Raw genomic sequence first — 1045 nt, forward strand, 5'->3', positions numbered from 1 at the left:
GCCGTACGGGCTGAAGATGGCCTGCGGCGAGAATCCCAAGCGGGTATACGGCAACCGCGGCGGGCCCAGCACGCGCATGGGCAACGTGGCCGGCTACCGCAGCGCCTGGATCCGCGCGGCGGCGTACAACCGGCGCTGGACCGACTGGGAGAACGGTCCGCGCTCGGCCAGCAACATGCCGGACCGGGACCTGGAGCTGGAGACCCTGGCCGGGGTGCTGCGCGGCGAGATCCTGGTGCACAACCACTGCTACCGCGCCGACGAGATGGCGCAGATGATCGACATCGCGCGGGAGTTCGGCTACCACATCCGCTCCTTCCACCACGCGGTGGAGGCGTACAAGATCCGCGACCTGCTGGCCCGCGACTCCATCGGTGCGTCGCTGTGGGCGGACTGGTGGGGGTTCAAGATGGAGGCGCTGGACTTCACCCGGGCGAACCTGGCCATGGCGCAGCAGGCCGGCGTGCGCACCATCGTCCACTCGGACGATCCGACCGGGATCCAGAAGCTGAACCAGGAGGCCGCCAAGGCGATCGAGGCCGGGCGCGAGATGGGGATCGAGATCAGCGAGAACGAGGCGCTCCGCTGGCTGACCGCGAACCCCGCCTGGGCGCTGGGGATCGACCAGTGGGTGGGGACGCTGGAGCCGGGGAAGAACGCGGACGTGGTGATCTGGTCGGGGAACCCGTTCAGCGTCTACACCCGCGCCGACCGGGTCTACATCGACGGCGCGCTGATGTACGACCGGTTCGATCCGCACCGCCAGCCGCGCACCGACTTCGAGGTGGGACTCTTTCCGGCGGAGGCGGCCCGATGAACATCAAGTGGAGGGTGGACGGGGGACGGTGGACGGCAGCCGCGCTGGCGGCGCTGTCGCTGGCGGCCGCGCCCGCGGCGGCGCAGACCATCGCGATCGTGGGCGGCGACGTCTACACCGCGGACGGCACGCCCATTCGCGGCGGCACGGTGGTGATCCAGAACGGGCGCATCACCGCGGTGGGGGCGAACGTCCCGGTGCCCGCGGGCGCGCTGCAGATCGACGCGC

Annotated in this window: 2 protein-coding genes; both read left to right on the forward strand. The window is 70.9% G+C overall.

Translation table 11 applies throughout. From position 1 onward, the window contains the following. A partial coding sequence (locus VF092_30080) for an amidohydrolase family protein (GenBank protein HEX6751580.1) occupies positions 1–817 on the forward strand: 817 nt, incomplete at its 5' end. Further along, positions 814–1045: hypothetical protein (locus tag VF092_30085; GenBank protein ID HEX6751581.1), on the forward strand; the 232-nt coding region annotated here is incomplete at its 3' end. The genes VF092_30080 and VF092_30085, both read left to right, overlap by 4 nt.

The organism is Longimicrobium sp., assembly GCA_036377595.1.
Lineage (GTDB): Bacteria > Gemmatimonadota > Gemmatimonadetes > Longimicrobiales > Longimicrobiaceae > Longimicrobium.